18 protein-coding genes, 2 tRNA genes and 1 CRISPR repeat array are annotated in these 26,160 nt (G+C 46.8%); of the genes, 5 read left to right on the top strand and 15 right to left on the bottom strand.

What is annotated here, in order from left to right; translation table 11 throughout:
• The first annotated feature begins 88 nt into the window (after positions 1–88).
• On the top strand, positions 89–2,272 hold the full coding sequence (locus tag ACN084_RS05530; protein ID WP_419106167.1) for a S8 family serine peptidase: 2,184 nt from the start codon (positions 89–91) through the stop codon (positions 2,270–2,272).
• Positions 2,273–2,793: 521 nt separating this feature from the next.
• Positions 2,794–3,888 (top strand): type I restriction endonuclease, encoded by a 1,095-nt coding sequence (locus ACN084_RS05525; protein WP_419106166.1) that lies wholly within the window; start codon positions 2,794–2,796, stop codon positions 3,886–3,888.
• A gap of 254 nt (positions 3,889–4,142) precedes the next feature.
• Here the strand turns inward: ACN084_RS05525 and ACN084_RS05520 are convergent, their stop codons facing one another.
• The 9 genes from ACN084_RS05520 to ACN084_RS05480 all read right to left on the bottom strand — a co-directional run bounded on the left by ACN084_RS05520 (position 4,143) and on the right by ACN084_RS05480 (position 13,642).
• Complete coding sequence (locus ACN084_RS05520) at positions 4,143–4,697, bottom strand: hypothetical protein (RefSeq protein ID WP_419106165.1); 555 nt, start codon at positions 4,695–4,697, stop codon at positions 4,143–4,145.
• 446 nt (positions 4,698–5,143) lie between these two features.
• Positions 5,144–5,217 (bottom strand) — tRNA-Ile (locus tag ACN084_RS05515).
• A 71-nt stretch (positions 5,218–5,288) separates the two neighbouring features.
• A complete protein-coding gene (locus ACN084_RS05510) occupies positions 5,289–6,497 on the bottom strand; it encodes a glycosyltransferase (RefSeq protein WP_419106164.1) in 1,209 nt (402 codons plus the stop codon).
• 236 nt (positions 6,498–6,733) lie between these two features.
• Positions 6,734–7,630: a phage holin family protein gene (locus ACN084_RS05505; RefSeq protein WP_419102141.1), complete on the bottom strand. Its 897-nt coding sequence runs from the start codon at positions 7,628–7,630 to the stop codon at positions 6,734–6,736.
• A 263-nt stretch (positions 7,631–7,893) separates the two neighbouring features.
• Positions 7,894–7,966 (bottom strand) — tRNA-Asn (locus tag ACN084_RS05500).
• A 91-nt stretch (positions 7,967–8,057) separates the two neighbouring features.
• Positions 8,058–9,968, bottom strand: a complete 1,911-nt coding sequence (gene dnaG, locus ACN084_RS05495) for a DNA primase (protein WP_419106163.1) — start codon at positions 9,966–9,968, stop codon at positions 8,058–8,060.
• 71 nt (positions 9,969–10,039) lie between these two features.
• Positions 10,040–11,392, bottom strand: coding sequence for a deoxyguanosinetriphosphate triphosphohydrolase (locus tag ACN084_RS05490; protein ID WP_419103297.1), 1,353 nt, complete (start codon positions 11,390–11,392; stop codon positions 10,040–10,042).
• Between the two features lie 27 nt (positions 11,393–11,419).
• Positions 11,420–12,595 carry a tRNA dihydrouridine synthase DusB gene (gene dusB, locus ACN084_RS05485; protein ID WP_419102228.1) on the bottom strand — a complete coding sequence of 392 codons (1,176 nt, stop codon included), beginning with the start codon at positions 12,593–12,595 and terminating at the stop codon, positions 11,420–11,422.
• 87 nt (positions 12,596–12,682) lie between these two features.
• Positions 12,683–13,642, bottom strand: a complete 960-nt coding sequence (locus ACN084_RS05480; protein WP_419102138.1) for a GNAT family N-acetyltransferase — start codon at positions 13,640–13,642, stop codon at positions 12,683–12,685.
• Between the two features lie 171 nt (positions 13,643–13,813).
• On the opposite strand from ACN084_RS05480, the gene ACN084_RS05475 reads away from it, so the two are divergent.
• Both ACN084_RS05475 and ACN084_RS05470 read left to right on the top strand, forming a co-directional pair.
• Positions 13,814–14,461, top strand: coding sequence for a GNAT family N-acetyltransferase (locus ACN084_RS05475; protein ID WP_419103299.1), 648 nt, complete (start codon positions 13,814–13,816; stop codon positions 14,459–14,461).
• Between the two features lie 134 nt (positions 14,462–14,595).
• Positions 14,596–18,222: a CRISPR direct-repeat array (repeat unit 29 nt; unit sequence CTCTTCTCCGTACGCACGGAGGTATTTCC).
• Between the two features lie 105 nt (positions 18,223–18,327).
• Positions 18,328–18,546: a hypothetical protein gene (locus ACN084_RS05470; RefSeq protein WP_419106162.1), complete on the top strand. Its 219-nt coding sequence runs from the start codon at positions 18,328–18,330 to the stop codon at positions 18,544–18,546.
• 830 nt (positions 18,547–19,376) lie between these two features.
• Here the strand turns inward: ACN084_RS05470 and ACN084_RS05465 are convergent.
• The gene (locus tag ACN084_RS05465) at positions 19,377–20,759 is read right to left on the bottom strand and encodes a glycine--tRNA ligase (RefSeq protein ID WP_419103302.1); all 1,383 of its coding nucleotides are present in this window, start codon (positions 20,757–20,759) and stop codon (positions 19,377–19,379) included.
• 187 nt (positions 20,760–20,946) lie between these two features.
• Here ACN084_RS05465 and ACN084_RS05460 point away from each other — a divergent pair, with 187 nt between their 5' ends.
• Positions 20,947–21,174, top strand: a complete 228-nt coding sequence (locus ACN084_RS05460; protein WP_419106161.1) for an RNA-binding S4 domain-containing protein — start codon at positions 20,947–20,949, stop codon at positions 21,172–21,174.
• A gap of 72 nt (positions 21,175–21,246) precedes the next feature.
• Here the strand turns inward: ACN084_RS05460 and ACN084_RS05455 are convergent, their stop codons facing one another.
• From ACN084_RS05455 to ACN084_RS05435, 5 genes are all read right to left on the bottom strand, one after another.
• A complete protein-coding gene (locus ACN084_RS05455) occupies positions 21,247–21,930 on the bottom strand; it encodes an alpha/beta hydrolase (protein WP_419106160.1) in 684 nt (227 codons plus the stop codon).
• 81 nt (positions 21,931–22,011) lie between these two features.
• Positions 22,012–22,752 (bottom strand): type I-E CRISPR-associated protein Cas5/CasD, encoded by a 741-nt coding sequence (cas5e, locus tag ACN084_RS05450; RefSeq protein WP_419106159.1) that lies wholly within the window; start codon positions 22,750–22,752, stop codon positions 22,012–22,014.
• On the bottom strand, positions 22,749–23,807 hold the full coding sequence (cas7e, locus tag ACN084_RS05445; RefSeq protein ID WP_419106158.1) for a type I-E CRISPR-associated protein Cas7/Cse4/CasC: 1,059 nt from the start codon (positions 23,805–23,807) through the stop codon (positions 22,749–22,751). Before cas7e ends, cas5e begins: the two co-directional genes overlap by 4 nt.
• Before the next feature lie 57 nt (positions 23,808–23,864).
• On the bottom strand, positions 23,865–24,455 hold the full coding sequence (locus tag ACN084_RS05440; RefSeq protein ID WP_419106157.1) for a hypothetical protein: 591 nt from the start codon (positions 24,453–24,455) through the stop codon (positions 23,865–23,867).
• 24 nt (positions 24,456–24,479) lie between these two features.
• Positions 24,480–26,066 (bottom strand): type I-E CRISPR-associated protein Cse1/CasA, encoded by a 1,587-nt coding sequence (locus ACN084_RS05435; protein WP_419106156.1) that lies wholly within the window; start codon positions 26,064–26,066, stop codon positions 24,480–24,482.
• Positions 26,067–26,160 lie beyond the last annotated feature (94 nt).

Below are 26,160 nucleotides of genomic sequence, written 5' to 3'. Positions count from 1 at the left end.
CTCACAAAATCCCTTCCCCCCTATACAGAGAGAAAAAGTGAAAAGGATATCCCCCATCTTCATCACCGTGGCTCTCATGCTGAGTAACATGACATCAGCACAGGCCACGCCCCCGCAAGAAACACCCGAACAGCAAGCAGACCAACAAACTACCCTCCAAGAGCTAGCCGAACAACGCCCCTACATTGCAGAAGAAACCGATAGGATTATCGTCAGTTTCACAGAAAATACCGATGTAGAAGAAAAAGCTCAAGCGCTCGATAATGCCGAGGATAGAACAGACACCCTTGAACACACACAAATTGTCAAAGAATCTGTGCTTGACGACGAAAACACCACAGTTATTCAGGTAGATTCCCCGCTCGGTCAAGAAGAACAGAACATCGCAATTCAAACGCTTGAAGAAGATCCCAGAATTGTAGAAGCTCGCCCTGACCCTGTTATCCATAATGCTCTTGCCTCACAGAAAAAACATATTGTTCGAGATGCGTCACTTTCGACGTGGACAGCTCAACAAATTAATGCACATAACGTAGAACACCTCGCTACAGGGAAAAACATCGTTATTGGCATCGTTGATTCAGGAGCAACACAACACCCATCACTCCTAGCTAATAGAATCAGAGGGTTAGACCTCATCAGCGACGAATTCTATGGACGTGACGGGGAACCTGGCAGAGACTGGGACGAAACAGATACCGGAACATACTCCAAATTTAGGTATTCTGACTGGCACGGCACACACGTCGAAGGTGACACCAAAATTACAGCACCAGAAGCATCCACCAAGCATTTTAGAGCTATAGGAAACTCCGGCAGCGGATACCTTGCCGATTTTGCAGACGCTGTTTTTGCTGCAGCCGGCGGAAAAGTATCAGGTTTCCCTGAACAACCACCCGTAGACGTTATTAATATGTCATTAGCGTGGAAAGGCAAATGCGATCCGTATCTGCAAAGAGCGGTTAATTACGCTCATGCACGAGGCATTCCTGTCGTCGTTGCAGCAGGAAATTTTAGCGAGAACACAAAAAATTATGCTCCCGCTAACTGCTATCGAGCAATGGTTGTTGGCGCAACCACCTCATGGGGTGCACTGACCGCATACACCAATAAAGGCAGTGAAATAGATGTCATTGCCCCCGGAGGAACAGTAGGAGCACCTGTTATCTCCACCTCAAATACAGGGCTTTATCGGCAAGAGAAACCAGCCTATGCGGCATTGAACGGAACCTCTATGGCAGCACCTCATGTTGCAGGCGTCATTGCCATGATGAAAGAAGTCAATCCCGAGATGAGCGTAGAACAAATACGCCGAGTCCTTAGAGAGACTGGAACATGGACACAAAGCTACCCGCTAGTACACGCACATAAAGCAGTGCTCACCGCAAAATCACTTGCACCGCCCGTCTACCGTCTCAAAGAAAACTCAGGTATTGAAAACACATACCGAGCAACCGGCGGGATACAAACCTACGGGGAACCAACGTCCCATGAGATTCCCCTAGCAGATGGTGCAGTAGTCCAACATTTTGAAAACCAATACTCAATTTATTGGACGTCTCAGCTGGGCGCTCACCCTGTCAAACGTTCGGGCGCTATCGGCGCATACTATACTGAGCATTATCAAAAACTTGGATACCCCGCGATGAGTGAACAAAGACTGCAAGATGGCGGATACTATCAACGGTTCCGCAATAAACAGGGAAAAAGCACCGCAATCTACTGGTCAGCACACACCGGAACCTATACCGTATGGGAACCGGGCGCAATTGGAGTTAAACATACTCACAATGGTGGCATACGCGGCTGGGGCTACCCGACAATGAACGAATCCACGTTTAACCACGGAGCCAAACAAACATTCAAAAATATTGGTACTGGTCGAGAAACCGTTGTGTACTGGTCTGAACAAACCGGCGCACATTCTATGAACGCCCGCGGTGGTATTTTCAATACATGGGCGAAACGAGGAGGAGCCTTAACCTTAGGTTTCCCTGTCACTGATGAGAGCGACCTAAGTTTCGGTGGTGCTCAAGTAACGTATCAAGCAACCGGAAGCCACCATCGAACCGCTATCGTGTGGTATTCCAGTACTGGGGCGAAAGTGCTGAACGCCCGAGGCGCTTTTTATAATACGTGGATTAAAGACATTCGGCGGTACGGTTATCCGGTAACTGACGAGATTGTACGTCATGGGCAAGCACGTATTGAATTCTCTCGCGGATATGTGTTTACGTGGTCAGAATCAGGTGGGCTCAGTATCACTCGATAGGTTAAGAGTTTTTAGACAATACCTCGAAAAGAGCTGTTTCATCGTTAATAAGGGATAGTGTCTCTCACATATCAAAATATGTGAGAGACACTATTTGCAATAGTCGTAAGAGTGTCTCAAACACAAGAACAGCTCCAGACTAAGCAGTAATACTACGTCTCATCGATACCTCTTCAGATATAAATTATATGCCTGAAAAACCATCCATATGTTCTCCTAACAAGACACAACATAATACTCGGAGCACGATAATCTCAAAATCTACGTAATTGCTTTATGCAGAACTCTCTGGCTATGGATAGATATTATTCTCGAAATAGACAACTAGCCTAACTAGTGGGTTTTCAGGGTAATCTAACAAATAGTTACTGAATCTAAGCTCAGTTGAACTTCTCTATACTTAAATATCGCTTAAATTAGCATTTAAGTTTACAAACCCTCCATGTAGCCTTCGTAGCTTTTATATTCCTGTTGTATCTTTAAAGCGAGATGCAACCCACAACTATAGATAGGATAAAACCATGAGTTTTGAAGCTGGAATTAACTCTCTCGTTAAAAAGATGAAGGGGCAGCAAGATATTATTCAGACTGAAGAAGCAACTAAAAATGCTTTCATCATGCCCTTTATCTCTCAGGTACTAGGCTACGATGTTTTCAACCCACTCGAAGTTATGCCAGAATTCACTGCGGACCATGGCACCAAAAAGGGTGAAAAAGTTGATTATGCCATTATGCAAGATGGAGAAGTACGCATTCTCATCGAATGTAAAAAAATTGGGGATGAGCTTAACGTCAAACACGCATCACAACTTTTCCGTTATTTTTCAGTAACAAATGCGCGAATTGCGATTCTAACCAATGGTCGAGTATTTCATTTCTTCACGGATTTAGAATCCCCCAATATCATGGATAAGCGCCCGTTCCTAGTGCTGGATTTGCTTGATGTTGATGAAACGATACTCCCTGAACTCAAGAAAATTACCAAGGAAACCTTCGATTTAGACTCAATTATTTCTTCAGCTGAAGAACTCAAGTATGTAGGTGCTCTCAAACGAGAGCTGACATCAATGTTTAAAGAATTACCTCCCGAATTCGTTAAACTTCTAATGACTAGTGTCTCCGATAAAAGAGCTACTGCTGATAACTTGGCACTTTTTAAAGATTTAGTAGACAAAGCCCTAAAACAGTTCCTCAAAGAGCAGGTAAACGATCGTCTAAAGACCGCGCTGGGAGATACAGATATGAGCTTCCCCGAATCAGCAGTAGAGCCCACCACCAGCACTGCAGAGACAGACTCCACGCCTCAGCCAGACGAAAAAGGTATCATAACAACAGAGGAAGAACTTGCAGGCTATCAGATTGTCAAGGCAATTGCTTGCTCTGAAGTAAAACCTCAACGCATTGTTCACAGAGATGCGAAGTCATACTTTGCTATTCTTCTCGACAACAATAACCGTAAGCAAATTGCTCGTCTTCACTTCAACGCTAAGTCACAGTGGTACGTTGGGACATTTGATGCAGACAAGAAGGAAACTCGCCATCCCATCACTGAGCTAGAAGAAATTTACACTCATGCCGATACAATTAGAGCCACAATACGTAACCTCGAATCATAACAAAAGATAGATAATGCCCCTACTTTTACAACAGAGTTTAGGGGCTTTATCTATTGTTACAGTGAACTTTATGAGGTAAGGGATGGGTTCACAGTAAAAAGCTGCTATCCGCCGCCCGTATTTCGGCCGATGTGCTGGTATGAAAACTAAAATACGCTGACAGGCATCTCATGCTAGAAAGCACTATATACCTCTTTGGAACATAAAAAGACATTGAAGAAAGCTTCCGTGTCTTTTCAGAAAGTCGTAAGAGTCTATCGTTTCTTAAATAGCTCTCTATGCAAAGAATCAACTTCTACATCACGATATTTTTCCTCTATATAATCTGCTTGAATCATGTCTTTAGTTTGCTCATATCTCTCACGAATCTCAGCACGAGACAGACCTGGCTTCCACGGTTTAGACAACAAACCTGCAACCCCAAAAACAATAAAGAACGCAAGCGCGCACACAAGACCAGCTGACAGCTCACGAGAGATGAGAAATGCTCCTAATCCAGCTAAACAAGGGAGCACTAGAAACTCAGGTAAAGCATAACCCCATCCACCTGGGTCACTGTGAGAAGCCTTGATAATAAAGGGGCGTTGAATCAGCACCACAATCAGCTCACCCACAATGACCACAGCAATGATAAAGATAACGAGGTTTTGAATCCCAAAATTGAGGACAGGGAAGAAGTATGAGAGTAACCCGTACATAAGTCCTGCAAGGGGTGCTAGAAGACTACTTGTCATGAGGTGCCCGACATACGCCGTGGATAGAGAAACATATTCTCGGTGGTTCTGGTCGTAAGTATGGTTTGATGTCATACGCAATACTCCTATTGATTTTAAAAAACAAGTGGAGGGGTGTTTGCGATTACCTCCCTCCGCTGTTGAAAACAGTTTAGTTGAAGCAGTTATTGAGGACGTCACCGTACCCCAATATGTCTTCGAAAACGGTTGCTGCTTCACTACCGATTTCAGCTGCGGCCTACATCTGAGATGCAGCAGACGGCTCGGAACTAGGGCAAATTACTCGACTCAGATACCGGCATAGGCTCTTCCTCGCAGCAAGAAATAGAGGTTGAGGTAGCCCTAAATGTTGATTCCACTCTCACCGAGTTATTAGGCAAGGCTCTCACCACTTAGCGTGTCTCTATGACCAACGTTCCAGAGAAGACAAGAGATAAGAAAAAGTCGCCCATACCGGTTTTTATACCGGTAGGGACGACCTATCAAATGATTGCCAGAACCGAAAACGGAACTAGCTCTTGTAGGGCCTGCGGGACTTGAACCCGCGACCAAGGGATTATGAGTCCCCTGCTCTGACCAGCTGAGCTAAGGCCCCAAACCGTCGCTACCAAAAGAGCAACGGTTAATAGCGTACCCGATAAAACCGTAGAGAAAAAATCTACAGCACTATTTTTTTTGAGAAACCACGAAATCGTAGTATATCTGGTTAGAAAGATAGAGAGATTCGAAAGTTTCCCACGTCTTTTGAGCAGAATGGGTTTCAACCATTTGTCTGCTGCATTGCCCCATACGGCGACGTTCCTCTTCCGGCGCAAGAAGTACCTGCGCAAGTTTTTGAGCTAAATCTGCAGCGTTATTCGGTTCAAATAGATAACCGTTCTCTCCCTCCTGCACCAGATGAGGTAGAGCTAGCGCATTAGCCAAAACAACGGGGCGAGAAGCGCTCATCGCTTCAAGGGTCACTAAGGATTGCAATTCTGCTGTTCCCGGTTGGCAGAATACGTCGGCTCGAAGGTATCCTTCTCTTAGCTGTTCATCACTAACGTAGCCAAGGAAACGTACACGATCTGCAACGCCACATTCTTGTGCTTTCTCTTGGAGTTCTGCATGCTTTTCACCTTCACCGGCAAGTTCAAGAACAGTGTGGTTCAGTTCTTGAGGCAACAGTGAGAGAGCTTCAATCAGCACGTCAATATTCTTTTCAACAGCAAGACGACCAGCGAAGAAAATACGAAGCTCCTGCGGGTGAGGGTCGAAATGCTCTCCCTCGCGAAGCTGGTAATCGTCAGAGTTAATGCCGTTAGAGATAGGAATAACTGGTTTTTTAAAATTGCCGGCTTCCTTCATCGCCCGCGCAGCAATCGGGGTAGGTGTCGTAACAACCTGAGCACGCTCGAGAACAAAGCGCATGTCTTTCCAGCTGAGTTTTGCAAACGCATCGTTAAACCAGCGGGGAAAGGGCAAGAATGGGTCGAGGTTCTCTGGCATAAAATGGTTTGTTGCGATAACACGAATGCCACGTTTGCGGGCTTGAAGAAGTAGTACTCGTCCTACGATGTAGTGGCATTGGACATGCACGACATCAGGTTTAACATCGTCGAGAATCTCGCCTACTCGTTTCCAGATACCCCAAGGTGTACAAATACGGATAGTAGGGTGGGTTAGTGCTTTGTGCGAGATGAGACGATGTTCAACGACGCCGTTAACCGTGCGAGTATAGTTTTTACGTTCGTTAGGGTTTGCCGCAACCACATGGACTTGGTGTCCGCGGTGGTGCATTGCTGTTGCCAAACGATAACCGAATTGAGCAGCACCGTTAACATCTGGAGGGTACGTATCAGCACCAATCATGATGGTTAGAGACTGTTGTGTCATATCGTATGGAACACCTATTCGCGTTGTATTTTCCTTGCAGAGTTGTTCTACAAGTGACCGTATCTTGCGTATCAATGAAGAAAGCTTATTGTTATTCCTCTATAATCTCATATTTTTGTCTCAGAGTCGGGGAGCTTTAAAACACAAAAGGCGTCTTATTTCCTATGAAGACTAGGATGAATAAGACGCCTTTTAGTGGGTGGTTCTTAGCACGTACTTAGCTTAGAGAACCTTTGTTAGGAGTTACGGCGTAGAAGTTTTTTCAAGAAAATGAAGAAGACGCCTACAGCTCCGATGAGCAACGCGAAAGAACCGCCACGAGCTTTGAGGACGTCGGGGTCGCTTGCATTCTTTGCTAGACGATTACCTGTTTCAGAGATAGTCGCAGGCAAAGAAACTACGCTACTCTTTGTTTCGTCTAAAAAACCCGTGAATTGCCCCTTAACGTTGCCGCTGTAGGTTTGAATGTCATCACGTAGGCTCTTGAGGTGTTCACGACGCTGTTTGGTGCGTTGTTTGAGTTGCTCTTCATTGGGTGCAGAAGCAAGAACTGCGGTAGTTGAAGGGTCTGCGGCAGCTTTTTCTTTCTCTTCAGCAGCAGCTTTCTTTGCGTCTGCTTTGGCTTTAGCTTTCTCTTCTTGTTCACGTTTCAGACGCGCAGAGTCCATCTGGGAGCCATGTTTGAGAACGCCGAGATCATACATGAGTCCGAAAATTGCGGATTCAGGTTTGAGAGGAAGCTGTTTCTTAATCTTCTTGACACCGATAAGGGCGAAAACAAGTAGAAGAAGCAGGAACACTAATGCTAGTGTCAGCGCAGCGTAGACAGGCTTCATGACGGTACCTAGAGCAAGAATGCCTGCAGTAATCAGTGAAATAATGAGGAATAGTCCAAAGACCACACCAACGACAACAAATGCGGCACCTTTACCGAATGCAACGCCTTTGTTCTTGAGCTCAAGTTTAGCAATTTGAACTTCGTCTTTAATCTGCTTCGGGGTGAGGCGAGTAACTACTTTAGTTGCATCGATAGTGCTGGTGACGTTGGACTTCAAGTTAGAAAATGTAGCTTTAAGGCCAGAAGAAGATTTCTTCTTAGCCCCGTTGCTGATAGGTGTACCGTTATCGGTCATACTCAACCTCTCCAAAAGTAAGTGTGCTTTCCGGTGCAAGTGTACCAGTTTCTCTCATTATTCTACTGTTAGAGACTTTCTTCAATCTATGAGTTTGAGTCGTGTCACATCGTCGACGAAGTATCTAGATAAGCTGCTAGCTCACTCCTGCTAGACGATTTAAGAGTATTGGTACTTGCCAAGTGAGAGAAGTAAGCTTTTGAGAAGTTTTTACGCAAAAAAAGAAACACCTGACAAATATTTTGTCAGGTGTTCTATCTATGCTCCCCCGACTGGACTCGAACCAGTAACCCTTCGATTAACAGTCGAATGCTCTGCCAATTGAGCTACGGGGGAATATTCGTTACGACTTATCACCGCAACGAGTAATAACTATACACAGATTTTTTTCTCTTCACAAATCAAAAGCATGTAATCTATAACACGTTTATAGGGTGTTTTCTATCCCCTGACGAATCTTACGCCGATGAGATTCTAACTCCATCAAACGACGCTGAATCTGCTGAAACTGCTCGTATTCAGTACGTGCATCCAAACGCTGAAGATGCAACAACAGCTCAGACTTCTGACGATTCACATCCTCCTCTAACAAACGCCTCAAAATATCGTGCGCATAACGAGTCAGCTGCTCAGCAGAGGAAGCAGGAAGGGGAGACACACTCAACTCCGCCAAAAACGTATGAGCAGCCTCAGGAATATGCGAACGTACCTGATTCAGCCAAGCATGACCAGCAGCAGGAACAACCTCAGCAGCAGCAGACATCACTCCCTGCGCCAGCACCGTATGTAAACGATATCGATACTGCACCTGAACCAACTGCTGCCAAAAATCTACAGGAACCTCCTGCGGCACCTGAACTAAGACCTCTAAGGCAGTACGCTCCAAACGTGCCAAAGGGTCATGACTATCAGGAACTTCAAACGGCACAGCAGCGGACTGGACAACAACCTCGCCAGAACTATCAGGCCCGCCAGTATGATCTATTTGTTGCAGCGAAGAAGACTCCGCTGAAACCTGTTGAGCAGCTAAAACAACAGCACGTTGAACCTCATCCGCACCTAAACCTAGCCACCCAGAAACCTCACGGATATAAGCTGGCTTCAACGCAGAATCTTTAATACCAGCAAGGATAGGAGCAACAGCACGCATAGCCTGCACACGCCCTTCCAAGGAATCCATATCAAATTTACGGATAGTACTACGAAGAGCAAACTCAAAAAGAGGCTGCTTATGTTCAATCAGAGAACGAACCGCATGATTACCCCGACGGATACGAAGCTCACATGGATCCATATCCTCCTGCGCCACCGCAACAAAAGTTCTCGCCATAAAACGCTGATCCTCTTCAAAAGCAGACAACGCAGCCTTCTGACCAGCAGCATCACCATCAAAGGTAAAGATCACTTCCCCGCCAGAACCGTCATCTCCCAAAATACGACGCAAAATACGAATATGATCAACACCAAAAGCAGTACCACACGTTGCTACCGCCGTATCAACACCAGCAAGATGAGCAGCCATCACATCGGTATAGCCTTCAACCACAACAACCTGACGGCGCTTTGCAATATGACGTTTAGCAAGATCCAAACCATAAAGAACCTGAGACTTCTTATACAGCACCGTCTCAGGCGTATTCAAATATTTTGGGCCTTTATCATCATCAAATAAACGGCGGGCGCCAAAACCAATGGTCTCCCCCGCAATACCTCGAATAGGCCACATAATACGTCCACGGAAACGATCATATAAACCACGCTGCCCACGCGAAAACATGCCGGTGGCTTCAAGCTCTTCATCAGAAAAACCCTGCTTACGCAAAAAGTTCAGTAGATTGTTCCAGCCTTGAGGCGCGAAACCCACACCGAATTGAGCAGTTGATTTTGCGTCAAAACCACGACCGCCCAAAAAACGTTGGGCCTCAACGGCAGAAGGCATATAAAGATTCTTCTGAAAAAACTCTGCCGCAATCTTATGGGCGTCTAAGAGGCGTTGCCGACGCCCCACTTCTTCACGAGATAAACCGCTCCCCTGCTCATAATGCAACTCATAATTGATACGAGCCGCCAACTTCTCAACAGTCTCCGTAAAAGAAGTATGTTCAACCTGCATCAAAAAAGCGATAACATCGCCAGACTCCCCACACCCAAAACAGTGATAGGTGCCCATCTGTGGACGCACATGAAAAGAAGGGGTGCGCTCATCATGAAAAGGACACAGCCCTTTAAACGACCCAATACCGGCGCTCTTGAGGCGTACATAGCCCTCAATAATTTCGCGAATATCAGTACGAGAACGAACCTCATCGATATCTTCACGTCGAATTAAACCAGCCACTTAAAACATCATATCCATCATCAGCACGAGGACAAAGACCTCGAATTCCCTAACTTATAACTTTTCCGAACTCACCACAGAGGCTTGTCGCCATGGTGCCATTGATTACCCGTAATACGCTTATACAACGCCACTGCAGAACGGTCTGTTAGCGAAGCAACCTGATCAATTACTAAACGTAAACGAGCATCATCATCACGTGTACCAAGCTCCTGCATATCAGCGGCAAAAGAAGACGCCAAATACTTTGGTTCGTCTAAGAGAGCTTCTACCAGCACACTCAAAATTTCACGCTGGTTCTCATAATGAGGTTGAGCGTCACGAACACTCATCACGAAAGCTGTAGCAATACCCTTAAGAACAGCAATCTCATGCACCGTAGAATTAGGGATGATGAGCTCCGCAGTATAACGGACAAGAGGTCGATCCTTACCGTACTGTGCACGCGTAGCTTCCATTGCAGAAGCCGCAAAACGACCAATCAGCTTAGAAGTCAACGCTTTAAACGCAGCCATCGACGAACGAGTACCACTCATATATTTCACCCATTGAGGCAGGCCCTCAAGACGAGACAACGCCTGCTCAAGCTCCAACTCAGAAACATGCGGAAGATACCACTGTTGAGTCTTCGAAAAAACTTCTTCACGTTTTGCGGGGTCTAATAAATCTTCTAACTGAATATGCCCACCAAAAACAGCGTCCTCAACGTCATGTACCGAATACGAGATATCATCGGCTAAATCCATCACTTGAGCTTCCATACACTTAGCAGGCAAAGAAGAACCGTCCTGCGCAATAGCACCCCGACGAATCCACTCAAAGACAGGTTGATCGTCCTGATACACACCAAATTTACGGTTAGGTCGCCCATCAGCACGCGCAGGAGCCTCGGCAAGAGTCCAAGGGTACTTACAACACGCGTCCAAAGAAGCACGAGTAAGATTTAACCCAGCAGAAGAACCATCATGACCAATAACCTTCGGCTCAAGACGGCTCAACAAACGCAAAGTCTGCGCGTTCCCTTCAAACCCGCCAGCATCTGCTGCTAACTCGTTTAAAGCAGTCTCCCCATTATGCCCAAAAGGAGGGTGCCCCAAATCATGAGCTAAACAAGCAGTATCAACAACATCAGGGTCACAGCCAAGCATCCGACCCACTTCACGACCAATCTGAGCAACCTCAAGAGAATGCGTCAAACGCGTACGAATAAAATCATCCGTATCAGGGTCCATCACCTGTGTTTTAGCGCCTAGACGACGTAACGCAGAAGAATGCAAGACGCGGGCACGGTCCCGTTCAAAAGCAGAACGATACACATTACGATGATGCTCAGGCACCCAACGCTCCACATCCTCAGCCACATAGCCGGGAGTCTCCGTCAACTCGTTGCCTTCAACTAAACCGTCAACAGGTACATTCTTCATCGTTACCAGCCCATCATTATTGCAATATTATCCACCCGAAATGTCGAGCTCTGCCCCGACCAAACCAAGACGTTCTGCATCACCAAGGATACGCGAATCTAACCATCCATGGGGAAGATGAGGTTTCTTCGGGTTACCAGCACGACCACGTGGCCCCTCCACAGCAGCACCAGGATAACCAATACTGTGGTCCAACTCAGCCAGATATTCACGAAAACTCGCTAAATCAGGAACAGTAGCCATCTTTTGACGTAGCTGACCGCCCACAGGATACCCATGAAAATACCAGCCCACATGTTTACGAATCTCGCGAAGCCCCTTGAGCTCATCACCAAAAGTCTCAACAAGAAGCTCAGCATGACGATAAATCATCTGCGCAACCTCAGAAACACCGGGTTTAATACGCTCAGCAGAACCTTCAAAAGCATTCTGTAAATCACCAAAAAGCCACGGCCTACCCTGACAGCCACGACCCACCACAATACCGTCAACACCGGTCTGCTCGACCATAGCAATAGCATCTTCCGCACTAAAAATATCGCCGTTACCAAGAATAGGGATATCGGGGATAGCCTCGCGTAGCTGAGCGATAGCGTCCCAATCGGCATGACCAGAATAATGTTGCTCCATGGTACGACCATGCAACGCAATAGCAGCAACACCACTATCACGAGCAATCTTCGCAGACTCCAAAAAGGTCAGATGCTCATCATCAATGCCTTTACGCATCTTAATAGTGACAGGAACATCTGCACGAGAAGCTTCATCAACCGCAGTTTTTACGATGGCAGTGAACAAATCAGTCTTCCACGGTAAAGCAGAACCTCCACCAAGCTTCGTCACTTTAGGAACAGGACAACCAAAGTTTAGATCAATATGGTCAGCACGATCTTCTTCCACCACAAGACGAACCGCTTTGCCCACATTCACGGCATCAACACCATAAATCTGAATAGAACGAATCTGCTCATCATCGTCATGTTCAATAATGCGTAAAGACTCAGGACGACGCTCCACCAAAGAACGAGCCGTCACCATCTCTGTCACATACAAACCGCCACCATATTCACGGCACAAACGACGAAAAGCCTTATTAGTTACCCCAGCCATAGGGGCAAGAACAACCGGCGTTTGTACCGTGAATTTACCTAATTGTAAGGGAGGAAGTTTTAGCTGTTGAGTCTTTGAAAAAGTCTGCGATATTTCAGTCACTTAGCAATTGTGACACAAATACGACAAACACTCAGCCAAGCACGCATCACAGCGGCCTAGCAGAAAAGTAGAAGACTGCTAGTGTGCAACCACCAACGTTGTATCAAGAACCTGAGCAGAACCCATCTTCACCAGCTGATTAATCATCACCTGCAAGTCTTCCATCGACTCATCTACCTCTAAGATGACTGGGTACTGATGAACTAGAACATACAGCAACTGCATAATAGCTTCACGTGCACTGACATCATCAAAGTCATAGCCTAAGAGAATCTCAGTCGCCTCATCATCAGCTAGTTGACGCCCCGGTAACTCTTGCTCTAACGGGCGGTAACTCACCACAAAAGCCTTGATGGGGGGCTTCCCCGAAAAATCATCAGACGAATCAAAGTCACGTAGCACAATTGCGCCAAGCGCTTCAGCCTCATCTGATAAGAACAAACGGTTAACCTGCCCCAAGGAAATTTCAGCAGGAGGATCCCAACGGTGAGAACGAGAATAGAACTCCCACATCTTTTGTGTTAGCTCGACAGAGCCCGTAGCAATATTTTCAATAACCTGCATAGGCTGCCCCGAAGAATCAACGCGCAAAGGAACCTCAGGCACAGAGCCCGAAGCAACTTTCACCATCTGACTACGCTGAATAGCCCCCAACCCCATAGCCTGAGCGAAGGAAGCACCGGCAGAGCCTTCTTGCACTTTAGAACGCAAAGCCTGAACACCCGAAGGCGAAGATGAAGCAAGCTCTTGCAAACGGCGAAATAGTTCAGCACCAAGCCCCTGCCGACGATGGTCAACGGCAACCTCAATATACGCCCATAACCGTTGAACATGTAAAGACGTCTCATAGACAGTGGCGGCAGCAACCGCAACACCCTGATGTTCCGCTACAAGAGTGCGAGACCACGGGCCAGAATCCTGATCAGGGCGAAACATCGCACGAAAAGAATCGTACCCTGAAGATTCAGCGTCGCCCCAAAGCTGAAGAAGTTCTAAATCATCGCCCTCTCGCCACGGACGAAAAGTATAATTATCCACCAAAAACCTACCTCAAAATCATCGAATTATTAATGTGTTCTGTACACCACCATAGCGCAGAAGCTCACCGGAACAACATCTAGAATCGTTCAGAAAAAATTCATCCAAGAGAATGAAAACCTACACCAACAGTTGAGGTAAAAATGCACTTATCTGACTTAAAATGAGAACATGCGCACACAAGTTAACACACCCACCAACATGTTCGCCACCAAACCCACCCTCACAGGAAAACTCGTCGAACTACGCCCCTTCAACGAGGAATCAACCCAAGCGATGATGAACATCCTCGCAGAACCAGAAGTTCTCATCAAAACAGGGGCAGTACACTCCACACAAGAAGCACTAAACCGCAATGAACGTACTGTCAAACACGCAAAAAGCTGGTACGACACACGAAACAACCAAAACAACAGACTCGACTTAGCAATATATTCACTCAAACACAACGAATACGTAGGCGAAGCCGTATTCAACGACTACTCACCTCAAAATAAGTCCGTCAACTACCGAATCATTATCGGACAAAAAGGACGAGGCCACGGGCTCGGCACCGAAACCACACAAATGATGGTCAACTACGCCTTCGCGGTGCTCAAGCTGAACCGCATCGAACTTGAAGTATTCGACTTCAACGCACGAGCACGATACGTGTACACCTCATGCGGCTTCGTCTGTGAGGGACGCCGCCGTGAAGCACTCTACTACGACGGCAAATATCACGACTCCATGATTAAAGCGATTCTCAGAAAAGACTGGGAACAAGCACATTCCCCTGCCTCACTCAGCACTGCGTCACTGCCCGTCGTAAAAATCTAAACATATACATTGATATACGCATTGTTTGAGAATGTTCCATAAATATCTATTCTTTGGAGATACATAAATGCAGCTAAATATCAAAAACTTTGATATTTTCGCTTTTTCTATGAAATAATTACTAGCCAGATAGTCTCTTCTCCGTACGCACGGAGGTATTTCCTACGCAATCCGCGAAGATAAAAGAAACCGATACTCTTCTCCGTACGCACGGAGGTATTTCCCAGTCAAACGGCCAGATTCTTCACCAGAGTCCCTCTTCTCCGTACGCACGGAGGTATTTCCCGGATTATGAGGGCTCTTGAATATCAAAAAAACTCTTCTCCGTACGCACGGAGGTATTTCTGGTGCGGGGGGAGAGATTAGAGGCTTTCTGGACTCTTCTCCGTACGCACGGAGGTATTTCTTTGTGGAAGAGCGCCGTAAATTCTCAAATCTCCTCTTCTCCGTACGCACGGAGGTATTTCCGTAACACAATTGAACCAGTGCAAAAAGTTATGCTCTTCTCCGTACGCACGGAGGTATTTCCTTTGACTTCTTCTCTCTCAGTTTTTATGGGGCCTCTTCTCCGTACGCACGGAGGTATTTCCATAAGCTAGACCACCGTCCACTATGGAACGCGCTCTTCTCCGTACGCACGGAGGTATTTCCCTAGCGGAATCCAGTTGAAATGGTTATTCTGCCTCTTCTCCGTACGCACGGAGGTATTTCCGAAAACATGAGCGCCTACCTCGGGGCACTTGACTCTTCTCCGTACGCACGGAGGTATTTCCATGATGTGTTTTCCTTTTTGTTTGCGTTTTGCCTCTTCTCCGTACGCACGGAGGTATTTCCCTCGAAAAAGGTGGAATCAGGCTCACCGGTAACTCTTCTCCGTACGCACGGAGGTATTTCCCGGTAACAGCAAAACCGATGTAAATGGGGAGCCTCTTCTCCGTACGCACGGAGGTATTTCCACATCCGGTCAGATTCCTGCTAAGCCTAACCCCTCTTCTCCGTACGCACGGAGGTATTTCCCAGGGATTACGCCCTCAGGATTTTCATTTTTTCTCTTCTCCGTACGCACGGAGGTATTTCCATTTAGGGCATGACAATCTATTGCCTTCAACCCTCTTCTCCGTACGCACGGAGGTATTTCCAAAACCCGCTCTATGGTTGTTAGTTACTAGGGCTCTTCTCCGTACGCACGGAGGTATTTCCTTTAGCCGTAGATTCAGAGAATGTGAGCTCAGCTCTTCTCCGTACGCACGGAGGTATTTCCAGGGCAAATGGCATCATTCGGCGGCGAAATGACTCTTCTCCGTACGCACGGAGGTATTTCCAACTCTCCTTGGGAGAAAAAGTTACCGGTGCTCTCTTCTCCGTACGCACGGAGGTATTTCCGAGTCACATACTCTCCAACAGCGCTTGGCACACTCTTCTCCGTACGCACGGAGGTATTTCTCTACATTTGCGTAAGTCATGGATGAGCCCTCGCTCTTCTCCGTACGCACGGAGGTATTTCCCACTGGGGTGCTGATGGTCAAAAATTTGATGACTCTTCTCCGTACGCACGGAGGTATTTCCATTACTATTCCAGCTAAAGAATACGAAGATGACTCTTCTCCGTACGCACGGAGGTATTTCCGATGTGGCGAACTACCTCTCTCGCCAAGGGGGCTCTTCTCCGTACGCACGGAGGTATTTCCTACAAGAACAGTTTGAACTCAACGGCGAATGGCTCTTCTCCGTACGCACGGAGGTATTTCCTCATTTTTAGAGAGCAAAGTTGAAGATTTTGGCTCTTCTCCGTACGCACGGAGGTATTTCCCCGAGGCATTAGCAAAAAATAAAGATGATGCGCTCTTCTCCGTACGCACGGAGGTATTTCCCCCGGCACAACAGGCGCACGCGCAGTCGCTGACTCTTCTCCGTACGCACGGAGGTATTTCCCGGTTAGCAACCGATAAGATAACCAGCCTACCCTCTTCTCCGTACGCACGGAGGTATTTCCTGAGCGAAGGTGATGTCTACAGCGTACCTTTCCTCTTCTCCGTACGCACGGAGGTATTTCACTGGTTTGGTTTCGCCTTCGTTGACGATGTCTGCTCTTCTCCGTACGCACGGAGGTATTTCCAAGCTCGCAGAAAAATATTCTGCGATTTACTCCTCTTCTCCGTACGCACGGAGGTATTTCCGTTTTGCATTATTCATGCCTCTTACTTTATCACTCTTCTCCGTACGCACGGAGGTATTTCCCTATGCAAATGTGGATCAAGAATGGCTGGGGTCTCTTCTCCGTACGCACGGAGGTATTTCCTAAAATGCGTTTACCAGGTCAGCTCTACGGCTCTCTTCTCCGTACGCACGGAGGTATTTCCAATTGCCACTAACCCCACAACGGCGGCGATGACTCTTCTCCGTACGCACGGAGGTATTTCCTGATGCCGCAGTGAAAACCGCCGTAGAAACTACTCTTCTCCGTACGCACGGAGGTATTTCCGCGATCTGTGATGGTGCGGGGGAGAGGTTAGCTCTTCTCCGTACGCACGGAGGTATTTCCCTCAACGCAAAAGGCAAATTGGGCGAATTTTTCTCTTCTCCGTACGCACGGAGGTATTTCCTATGTGTGATTAGCATTTCGCCGTTTGTGAGTCTCTTCTCCGTACGCACGGAGGTATTTCCGCTGAATGGCGCGATTATGCCCTAAAATGCCTCTCTTCTCCGTACGCACGGAGGTATTTCCAGAACACAAAAGAATACGACCTAGACCGTTTCCTCTTCTCCGTACGCACGGAGGTATTTCCGCTAGGTATAGTGCTGGGTCGTGGAGTTCTTCCTCTTCTCCGTACGCACGGAGGTATTTCCCAAATCAGAGCATTTAGCTCGCTCTGAACATCCTCTTCTCCGTACGCACGGAGGTATTTCCTATTATGGTTATCATGACTTCCCTAAATCTTTCTCTTCTCCGTACGCACGGAGGTATTTCCTGCTAAGGATGCGCTATTTTCTTTCGGTAATACTCTTCTCCGTACGCACGGAGGTATTTCCTGCTAAGGATGCGCTATTTTCTTTCGGTAATACTCTTCTCCGTACGCACGGAGGTATTTCCACGATACGAGTATTCTCCGTATGAGGGTAAAACTCTTCTCCGTACGCACGGAGGTATTTCCAATGGTTATGAAGTTGCAACCAAATACCGGCGCTCTTCTCCGTACGCACGGAGGTATTTCCGTTAAAAACAAAGTTGCAATGGTCTAAATCCGCTCTTCTCCGTACGCACGGAGGTATTTCCGATGAGGAAATCTGCATGCTGGATGGTGTTAGCTCTTCTCCGTACGCACGGAGGTATTTCCGTTGCGGTGATTTCGGGTATTTCTAGCTCTTTCTCTTCTCCGTACGCACGGAGGTATTTCCGTGTATTTTAGGGCGTATTCAGATACTGCTAGCTCTTCTCCGTACGCACGGAGGTATTTCCGGTTCCGTCGATGAGGGTTGTCATAGTTTTCTCTCTTCTCCGTACGCACGGAGGTATTTCCAACTATGCAGACGCAAAAGAAGCCTCTCCCAGCTCTTCTCCGTACGCACGGAGGTATTTCCTAGGCTTCAATGTTGCCAACCCAAACATCATCCTCTTCTCCGTACGCACGGAGGTATTTCCTGGGCATTGGCTCGGTAGCCCTCAACCGGAACTCTTCTCCGTACGCACGGAGGTATTTCCTTGTTAGACGGTTAGCTAAGGGCTCTGAGAAACTCTTCTCCGTACGCACGGAGGTAGTCCACGTTTGAGGCAAATATTGTATTCGTGTCCTAGGAGTGGTGGTTCACGTGTGCGCGGTTCCTATTCTTGCCATGATTCGCGGTTCTTTTGGGTTATTCTTAGGGTTATGGAAAGCGGAGAAAATTATTTAAATTTATCTGGCTTCGCTAAAGCCATAGGGAAAGCCTCAAGCAATCTATCCATTGCTAAAGATCTTCCCCCTGCTGATGCATGGGTCAAAGGCGCGGGGGAAAAGAAAAGCCCCCTGTGGCTAGAAAGCACCGCGCTTGCTTATGGGCAAGCCGTGGAAGCCCGAAGAATAAAATTTACGAAGAAAAATAAATAACCTAACACCCCTTATGCGCTTGCATAGGGGGCGTTTTCTTAGCTGTAACGCGACTTAAAAACTTTTTACAAACCCACCTGAACTTTGAGTGAAACTTCCCTAGACACCCCAAGCATGTTTTCTAGTCAGCCCCCCCCACATCAGAGAATCCAATAAGTTCCTTGAACACTCCACACAAGTAGTGTATAGTGACTTGCATCTCACTTGATGGTTTGCGAGAACCGATACGTATAGACATTCGTCAAGCCATCAAAAATGACTAAGGAGTGAATATTTTATGACTCACCTTATTGTTTCCATTCTCGCCCTAATCAGCATAATCGTATCTTTAGCAATAGTTGTATTGGTGATTCGCTTTCTCTACTACGGCTTCAAGAAACTTTATAGAGAAGACCAAGAATGGCAATCAAACAGGAAGATGAAACAAAACCCGAATCATCTCGACCCCAAGCAATAACGAGAAGATACACAAGGTTAGAGCAGTATCTCTTAGTAGCCCCATAGAACATCACCCATAGATGAGGCTTAGAGCGGGGGTTCTATTGAGCTAACTCAGAAAACTTAAGAGATAGATACAAATGACAGGTAATTGGTTTTACCTAAGCTATTTTCTGTATCAGAATCAAAAAATAAACTCAGCACTCCTGAAGCCACCAATATAAACGCAAACATAAATAAGGTTACGACAATTATTGATATAACGTATAAGTTTTTTGTCTCTTTTTTCATTCTTTATCCTTAGACACAAAAGAAAAGGTGTCTGACGCTACCATAAAGATAGCACCAGACACCATAAGAATTATGAACTTTTATAAGAATAAACCTAGGTTTTAGCCTAGAAGTTTTTCGGCAAGATAACTTTGTACCTTATCCAAAGAAACACGTTCTTGATTCATCGTGTCACGTTCACGAATCGTCACTGCCTGGTCTTCAAGAGTGTCAAAATCTACGGTAATGCAGAACGGTGTACCAATCTCATCTTGACGGCGGTAACGACGTCCAATAGCGCCAGAATCATCATAATCAACATTCCATTGACGACGAAGCTGCTGTGCAAGGTTCTTTGCCGTTGGCACCAAATCTTCTTTTTTAGATAGTGGCAACACCGCTGCTTTAACAGGTGCAAGACGAGGATCAAGTTTAAGCACAGTACGCTTGTCCACTCCGCCTTTAGTATTAGGCGCTTCATCTTCTAGATACGCATCTACAAGGAACGCCATCATAGAGCGGGTGAGTCCGAAGGACGGTTCAATAACATAAGGTACGTAGCGTTCGCCGGTTCCTTGGTCAAAGTATTCAAGCTTAGCGTTTGAGTGTTTGTTATGTACGCCGAGGTCGTAGTCTGTACGGTTTGCAACGCCCATGAGTTCGCCCCAAGGGTTGCCTTGGAAACCAAATTTGTATTCGATGTCGATGGTTCCGGCAGAGTAGTGTGCGCGGTCGTCTTCAGGGACATCAAATTTCCGCATGTTATCTGGGTTGATACCTAGGTCAACAAACCAGTTCCAGCAGTCTTCAACCCATTGTTCAAAGTGTTGTGGTGCTTCTTCAGGGTGGGTGAAGAATTCGATCTCCATCTGTTCAAACTCGCGGGTTCGGAAGATGAAGTTTCCTGGGGTAATTTCGTTGCGGAAGGCTTTACCAATTTGTCCGATGCCGAAGGGTGGGCGTTTGCGCGCAGCAGTCACCACGTTGTTGAAGTTTACGAAGATTCCCTGCGCTGTTTCGGGGCGGAGGAAGTGTAGGCCTTCTTCGTTATCGACTGGTCCGAGGTAGGTTTTCATCAGACCAGAGAAGTTTTGTGGTTCGGTCCATTGTCCGCGTGTACCGCATTTGGGGCAGGCGATGTCTGCCATGCCGTTTTCTGGTGCGCGACCTTTTTTCTCTTCGTAGGCTTCGATGAGGTGGTCTTGTCGTAGGCGGGTGTGGCATGATAGGCATTCGACTAATGGGTCGGTGAAGGTTTCTACGTGGCCGGATGCTTCCCAAATTTTGGTGGGGAGGATGACGGAAGAGTCGAGTCCAACCATGTCTTCGCGTCCGCGTACAAATGTTTGCCACCATTGTTGGCGGATGTTCTCTTTGAGTTCAGCACCTAGGGGGCCGTAGTCCCACGCTGATCGTGTTCCACCGTAGATTTCGCCGGCTTGGAAGACGAAGCCTCGGCGTTTTGCCAAGGTGATGACGTTATCGAGAACTGTTTTTTCTGCCATTATTACTCCTAGTGCCCCGCCGCTGGAGACGACGTGCAGGGGTTGTTTTATAGTGTCTGTGCGTATCTGTACGCGTTGTCTAAGAGTACCTTATTATTATGGTTCGTTCTGTTACTGAGCGGTGTGATACGTCTTGAGTTAGAGCGTAGGTCTTTTGCCTGCTGGTTCATCGGTTAGAGTATTAGTTATGAGTAATGTTGAACGTATTTTTATTCGTGATGAGAGTATCCGGCTAGGGCAGTTTCTTAAACTTGCTGCTTTAGTAGAGAACGGTGTTCATGCCCGTGAACTCATTCAAGATGGTCTTGTGAAGGTTAACGGTGATATTGAAGAATCCCGCGGAAAGCAGCTACGCCATGGCGACACGGTAACACTCAACGGTATTACTGTTGAGGTCGCTTCTGAAAGTAAATAGTAAATTACTGTATATACCGGTTGCAGCTAAGATTTGGTGTGCGTGTAGCGTAGCTGCTTCCCCTCACTATAGCTATGTTAACGGGAGTATATTTTTCTGGATAAATGACGCGACGTGCTGTATTTCTTGCGGGCAGACGCTGTGAGCCATTCCAGAGTATTCGTGTAATTCAAGGTTGGTGTTTTCTTCTAACCATGAGCGAGTATATTCTTCTTTTCCGGTAGGAATAATGGGGTCTTGGTCGCCGTAACCGTAGAAGACTGGTATTTGTCGTTGTTTGAGTTGTTGTGTGGTTTTAGCCCATTCTTCTGTTTCAATGATGTATCCGCTAAGGCCAATAATTGCTGATATTTTTTCGGGATAGCATCGCGCAATACTTGTTGCTAACGCCATACCTTGTGAGAAGCCGAGGAGCGTTATCCCATCGTAGTCTGCACATTTTTTGTCTAACCATTGGTTCACGTAGTCGCAGGATAGGTTAATGCTGTGTAAGGAACTATCTAAGAGCTGGTTGAGTGGAAACCACTGGTACCCGTAGCTGACGGCGGGAATATGTGCGGTGGTTGCGGTGTCGTCAATGGTTGCGCCGACGGGCTGAGGCGCTCTCATACTCGCCCATGTAATGTTTTCTGAGCCGATGAGTTTGGCTATTTGCAGGAGGTCTTGTTCATTAGAACCGTACCCATGCAACAGAAGGACGAGGTGTTTTTTAGCTTGTTCTGGTGCGGGGTGTAGGTATTCAACGGTATAGGTCATGTTTTTCCTTAGTAATGGGTATGGCAAAAGAACTCGTTGTGGTGTGCCTAAAGTAGGGTTCCACAACGAGTTCTTGCTGTTTTATATGAGCGTTTTACGTCGTTTGAGAAGTTCTGCTGTTTTTTCTAACCACATATTGCGGTCTTGTACGACAGGAACTCTAGTCTTTGACGGTGCTACGGGAGTATCGTCAACAAATTGATAGATTGTCACTGTTGCCGATTCTTCTGCGCCCGCCTCTTGCACAGTGGAGCGTTGCTCTCTTCGTTGTTTCCTCTTGACCGTAGGGATTTTATAGATCTCGTCCGAGTCCCCTACTCCTAAGTAAAAAGGAAACACTGCAGGAAACGCTTTACGTCCTAAATAGGTGCTGAATTGGGGGCTTCTTAGCGCCGCATCTATTTCTTCAGTTTTACCTTCTGCGGTGATACGTACAATAAATTCGCTATCTGCAAGATATGTACGGTTCACGATGGAAGTTCCAGATTGCGCGTCGGGAGTAAAGACTAAGCTTTTTGCGCTTGATGCTTTTTGCCCTTGTGCAAGGAGGATACGACGCCGGAAGGTTTCTTCTCCTGTACGCGGATTAATCGTCTGAAAATCATCAGTGTATTGTACGGGGCGTTCCATACGGATAGTAAACTCTACGTTTTCTAACCATTGTGGCCATTGCCCTCGTTGATACCCCAATGCACCTGCTAGGAGACCTCGTAGGGCACTTGGTGTAGGGATTTTACCTGTGTTGACGATATTACCGGTGACGGAGGCACCAGCCCAAGACTGTAAGGGTCCAGCTAGTCTCAAATACACCGATGATGTCATTGGCAAATCCATTCTACGATGTTTTCTACGAATTCTTTGCGGGAGACAGCTTTGAGGTCACCAAATTTTCCGTCAAGGTTGGTGTATGTTCCGGTGAGGGATTCGACGGGTCCGAAGTTGTCTGGGTCGAAGCGTCGTGCTGCAGCATATTGTTGAGCAAGCTCGTCGATTGTTGTGCCAAGATATCCGCCTTCAGCACCATTTTGTACGGGCGTTTCGAAGTCGTATGCGGTACGGTACTGTTGTTCTTCTGCTAGAACGAGAGCAGGCTGAATATAAGGGGCGGTACTGTTTTCTTTACCGCGGGGCATTCCGTAGAGAATTGCAGTGATGAGTTGGCGTAGGTTCTCTTTAGAGTCTTCTTGGCCAAATCCTGCCCAGCTTTTCTTGAGCTGTTCACGGTCGATGCTCACAGTGCGGTAGAAAACACCGTTCGTGTATTGTGCAACGCCAAGGAATGTTGCGCCAGATTCTCCATTACGTTCTTTAATATCGTCGACGGTGGAGAAGTAGTCTGTTTCGATGGTTGCGGGGTGTGTTGTCACTCCTGGTGAGACGCTGAGAGCTGCTTCGGTGTTTTTGGTGGGTGCGTTAGCGAACATACGGCCAAAAGCTGCGATAGCAAGAGAGCCAGTACGTCCATCTTCGATGAAGGTTTCGTCGGTACGCCCTAGTGCCGTGTATGCAGCGGTGGTGAGTTCCTCTTCACTGAGCCAAGAGGAACGGTCGGAGCCGCCTTCTGTTTCTTTTTCTGCGCCTTTGGTGAGGGCCCCAATAATTTTTTTAGCTTCCTTAGTCAAAGCTTTTTCGTCCGCCTCGGGTTGAAGCTCTAAGGCTTTTGCTACAACTTCATTTACGAGGGAGCCTGAACGTACAGAGTAATCCAAAGAGGCGTTCTCGTAAGCAACACGGATTCCTCGTTTGATGGATTGTGAGGAGTGCAGTGCACGTAAGCTTCCGCCGATAGTTGCGCGCTTTGGTGTTCCGCTGTCATCGCGGTTGAGGTTGGAGTAGGGTACGGTTGAGACGATGCTCAAGGTCAGATGGCGAGACATTTCATTGTCCTTTCAAAATAAGTAGTGTTAAGAAAATATTTGGTGTGTATAGAAGCTTTATGCTTCTGTTTCTTCGGTTTTTTCTTTTTTAGGGAAAACTGCCGAATAATAATCGCGCATCATGGTGAGACGGTGTTCGCGTGATTCCTCAGAAATACCGTTCCCCCAATAAATGAACATATTGATGAGTGCACCAAAATGCATTGCAGGAACGTTGTTAAGCTTCCCTGACATTTGCATGATGCGGTATAAAGTACGAACTGCCTCTTCTAAGTTTTGCGTGTGTAGATACGCTAAAAGCTGGCCTATCCTATCTGGGTTATCGGGGTTTAGCTCTATATCTCTATCGTTGGCAAGTGCACGACTTACTTCTGCCGCCCACGTTCCAATGCTCTTCCACTGGTATTTCCCGTCGTTATCAAAGTTTTGAGGGATATTGTTGAATTCAGAGATGAGCCCAATGGAACGGAGCACCGCTGTTCGATGATGGGAGTTGTCTATGTGCGGCAACACGTAAGGGTATGCATAATGTTCCATGGTAGGCACTAAGCCTTTTTGGAGAGCTGACCAGATTTTTTTTGAGCCAGTCAGCGGGTCACGCACTCTTAGCGTAAAGCTAAGGAGATCGTAATAAGGTTGCTGAGCCATAGGAGCTCCTTTCTACTAATAAAATTAACTTTGCGAGAACAATGCAAGATGTAAACGACGATTTAAGATTCCTCGTACATAAACCGCGCGTTCTGGATGCTGACTTATATGAGGCGCGATAGTTTTGTCGTACGCTCGCAGTGCAGCAGCTTGCGCTTTTTCAAGAACTTCCCGTGGAATCTTTTTTTCGCCTTCTTTTACACAAATAACGAATTCTTCATACACTGGCCCAATTTCACGCCAGAAGTACGCGGAGGCGTCTTTTCTGCGATGTTCCAAGTCGTCAAAAGCTACAACACCTTTTCCTGTATCTCGGCGTTTTTTGTCTCCTTCAGTCATACGTCTGAAGGGAGCACGCACGATGTTATGTAACTCTTGAATAGTCTTTGCATGGGTTTGGATAGCTTCTTGTAATTCTTCGTTGGCGTCAAATACCCATTGCGTAGAGTCTGGTTGATAAACAGAGGAAGCTCTAATGCTAGGGGATGAGGCAGTTCCTTCAATTTGATGACGGATAAAGCACAGCGTTTCATCCCCATCACCGTCATAGAAACGTTGTTCTAGCTGTTTAGAAGCCGCTTCAACTTTTGATTCTGCCGCCCATTCTACGGCTAGGTCAGTTGCGTCTCGCCCGAAGTCTAGACGCTGGGCTTTAAGTTCTCCACTTTGATTTGGCATGTAGAGGTAGAAGGGATCTAGTGTATTGCGGGTATCCCACCAGTTTTTTCTAGCTTGTTTATCGCTAGCAGGTCCCATTTCTGGTACATACCATTTTTCTGGTATACCGCCAACGCGTACGCCTGCAAGATTTTTATCTTCCCAATACGTAGCAACGGTGTTAGAGCTCCATGTTGCGTCCCATAGTGATGGTTCCGCAGAGGGGGTCTTCGCTTTTGTTTTTCCTTCTCTGTCTGCCCATGCAGGCAGCTCTTTACTAAAGACCCAGCTTTTAGGGATAGCCATCAGCAATGTAGCAAGGAGACTCTCTCCTTGCCAAAAGATTTCTGTAGCGGCATTTCCTTTTCCCAGATACCGAATCCCTGGTGCACCCATAGCGCATTTGTCACCATCGTAGGTATTATTTCCAGCCATTGAATAGTGGTGGTACACCAAAATATCTGTGACAGCTTGTTCTAGAGAAATAGACTGAGGTTGAGCAACACTGAGGTTCCAAAAATCTTCTCCTGCATCAGAGGGCATGGCTGGTGAAAGCTTTTTGACGGGCTGCTGCCCCGGCCCTAGAGCACGAGCACTATCTTTTGCAGAAGTTGGTGTGACGGGTGGTCGCTGCACAAAGGGCATGTTCCCATCAAAAAGGTCGCTACCTGTGGCTAATTCTTCTAATGCTTTATCTAACGCTTCTTCTGGAATGCCTAATTCTAGGAGCTTTTCACTAATCTGAGGAGTTTTTTTAGGGTTATCAACTCCGCAATGCCTCAATGTCACAGCAAGCACTGTCGTCAGCAGTCTCAGAAACGCTGCATATTGGTATCCTGGGATTTTTTTATCAAGCAACACTCCTTTTTTGTGCGCCTGGAGTAAAGCTTCTTTCACTGTCACGGACTCAGAGGTGAGCTTCACAAACGGAACATCTTTGAGTATGTCTACCATCACAAACTTCTCTTTCTTTAGGATGGTTATAAAATCTGCCGTATAACCCACATTGTGACAGAACGTATCTCAACCTGTCAACAGTATTGCCATA

This window comes from Rothia sp. P7208 (genome assembly GCF_048512915.1).
In the GTDB taxonomy this organism is placed as follows: Bacteria; Actinomycetota; Actinomycetes; order Actinomycetales; family Micrococcaceae; genus Rothia.
Note: the sequence above shows the minus strand (reverse complement) of the source record. Positions and strands in the feature narration are given on the sequence as shown.

What these genes read in the sequence shown, in the direction of transcription:
- ACN084_RS05530 (WP_419106167.1), top strand. Translation starts at nt 89, where the DNA reads ATGACATCAGCACAGGCCACGCCCCCGCAAGAAACACCCGAACAGCAA.
- ACN084_RS05525 (WP_419106166.1), top strand. Translation starts at nt 2,794, where the DNA reads ATGAGTTTTGAAGCTGGAATTAACTCTCTCGTTAAAAAGATGAAGGGG.
- ACN084_RS05520 (WP_419106165.1), bottom strand. Translation starts at nt 4,697, where the DNA reads ATGACATCAAACCATACTTACGACCAGAACCACCGAGAATATGTTTCT.
- ACN084_RS05510 (WP_419106164.1), bottom strand. Translation starts at nt 6,497, where the DNA reads ATGACACAACAGTCTCTAACCATCATGATTGGTGCTGATACGTACCCT.
- ACN084_RS05505 (WP_419102141.1), bottom strand. Translation starts at nt 7,630, where the DNA reads ATGACCGATAACGGTACACCTATCAGCAACGGGGCTAAGAAGAAATCT.
- ACN084_RS05490 (WP_419103297.1), bottom strand. Translation starts at nt 11,392, where the DNA reads ATGAAGAATGTACCTGTTGACGGTTTAGTTGAAGGCAACGAGTTGACG.
- ACN084_RS05475 (WP_419103299.1), top strand. Translation starts at nt 13,814, where the DNA reads ATGCGCACACAAGTTAACACACCCACCAACATGTTCGCCACCAAACCC.
- ACN084_RS05470 (WP_419106162.1), top strand. Translation starts at nt 18,328, where the DNA reads ATGGAAAGCGGAGAAAATTATTTAAATTTATCTGGCTTCGCTAAAGCC.
- ACN084_RS05465 (WP_419103302.1), bottom strand. Translation starts at nt 20,759, where the DNA reads ATGGCAGAAAAAACAGTTCTCGATAACGTCATCACCTTGGCAAAACGC.
- ACN084_RS05460 (WP_419106161.1), top strand. Translation starts at nt 20,947, where the DNA reads ATGAGTAATGTTGAACGTATTTTTATTCGTGATGAGAGTATCCGGCTA.
- ACN084_RS05455 (WP_419106160.1), bottom strand. Translation starts at nt 21,930, where the DNA reads ATGACCTATACCGTTGAATACCTACACCCCGCACCAGAACAAGCTAAA.
- cas5e (WP_419106159.1), bottom strand. Translation starts at nt 22,752, where the DNA reads ATGACATCATCGGTGTATTTGAGACTAGCTGGACCCTTACAGTCTTGG.
- cas7e (WP_419106158.1), bottom strand. Translation starts at nt 23,807, where the DNA reads ATGTCTCGCCATCTGACCTTGAGCATCGTCTCAACCGTACCCTACTCC.
- ACN084_RS05440 (WP_419106157.1), bottom strand. Translation starts at nt 24,455, where the DNA reads ATGGCTCAGCAACCTTATTACGATCTCCTTAGCTTTACGCTAAGAGTG.
- ACN084_RS05435 (WP_419106156.1), bottom strand. Translation starts at nt 26,066, where the DNA reads ATGGTAGACATACTCAAAGATGTTCCGTTTGTGAAGCTCACCTCTGAG.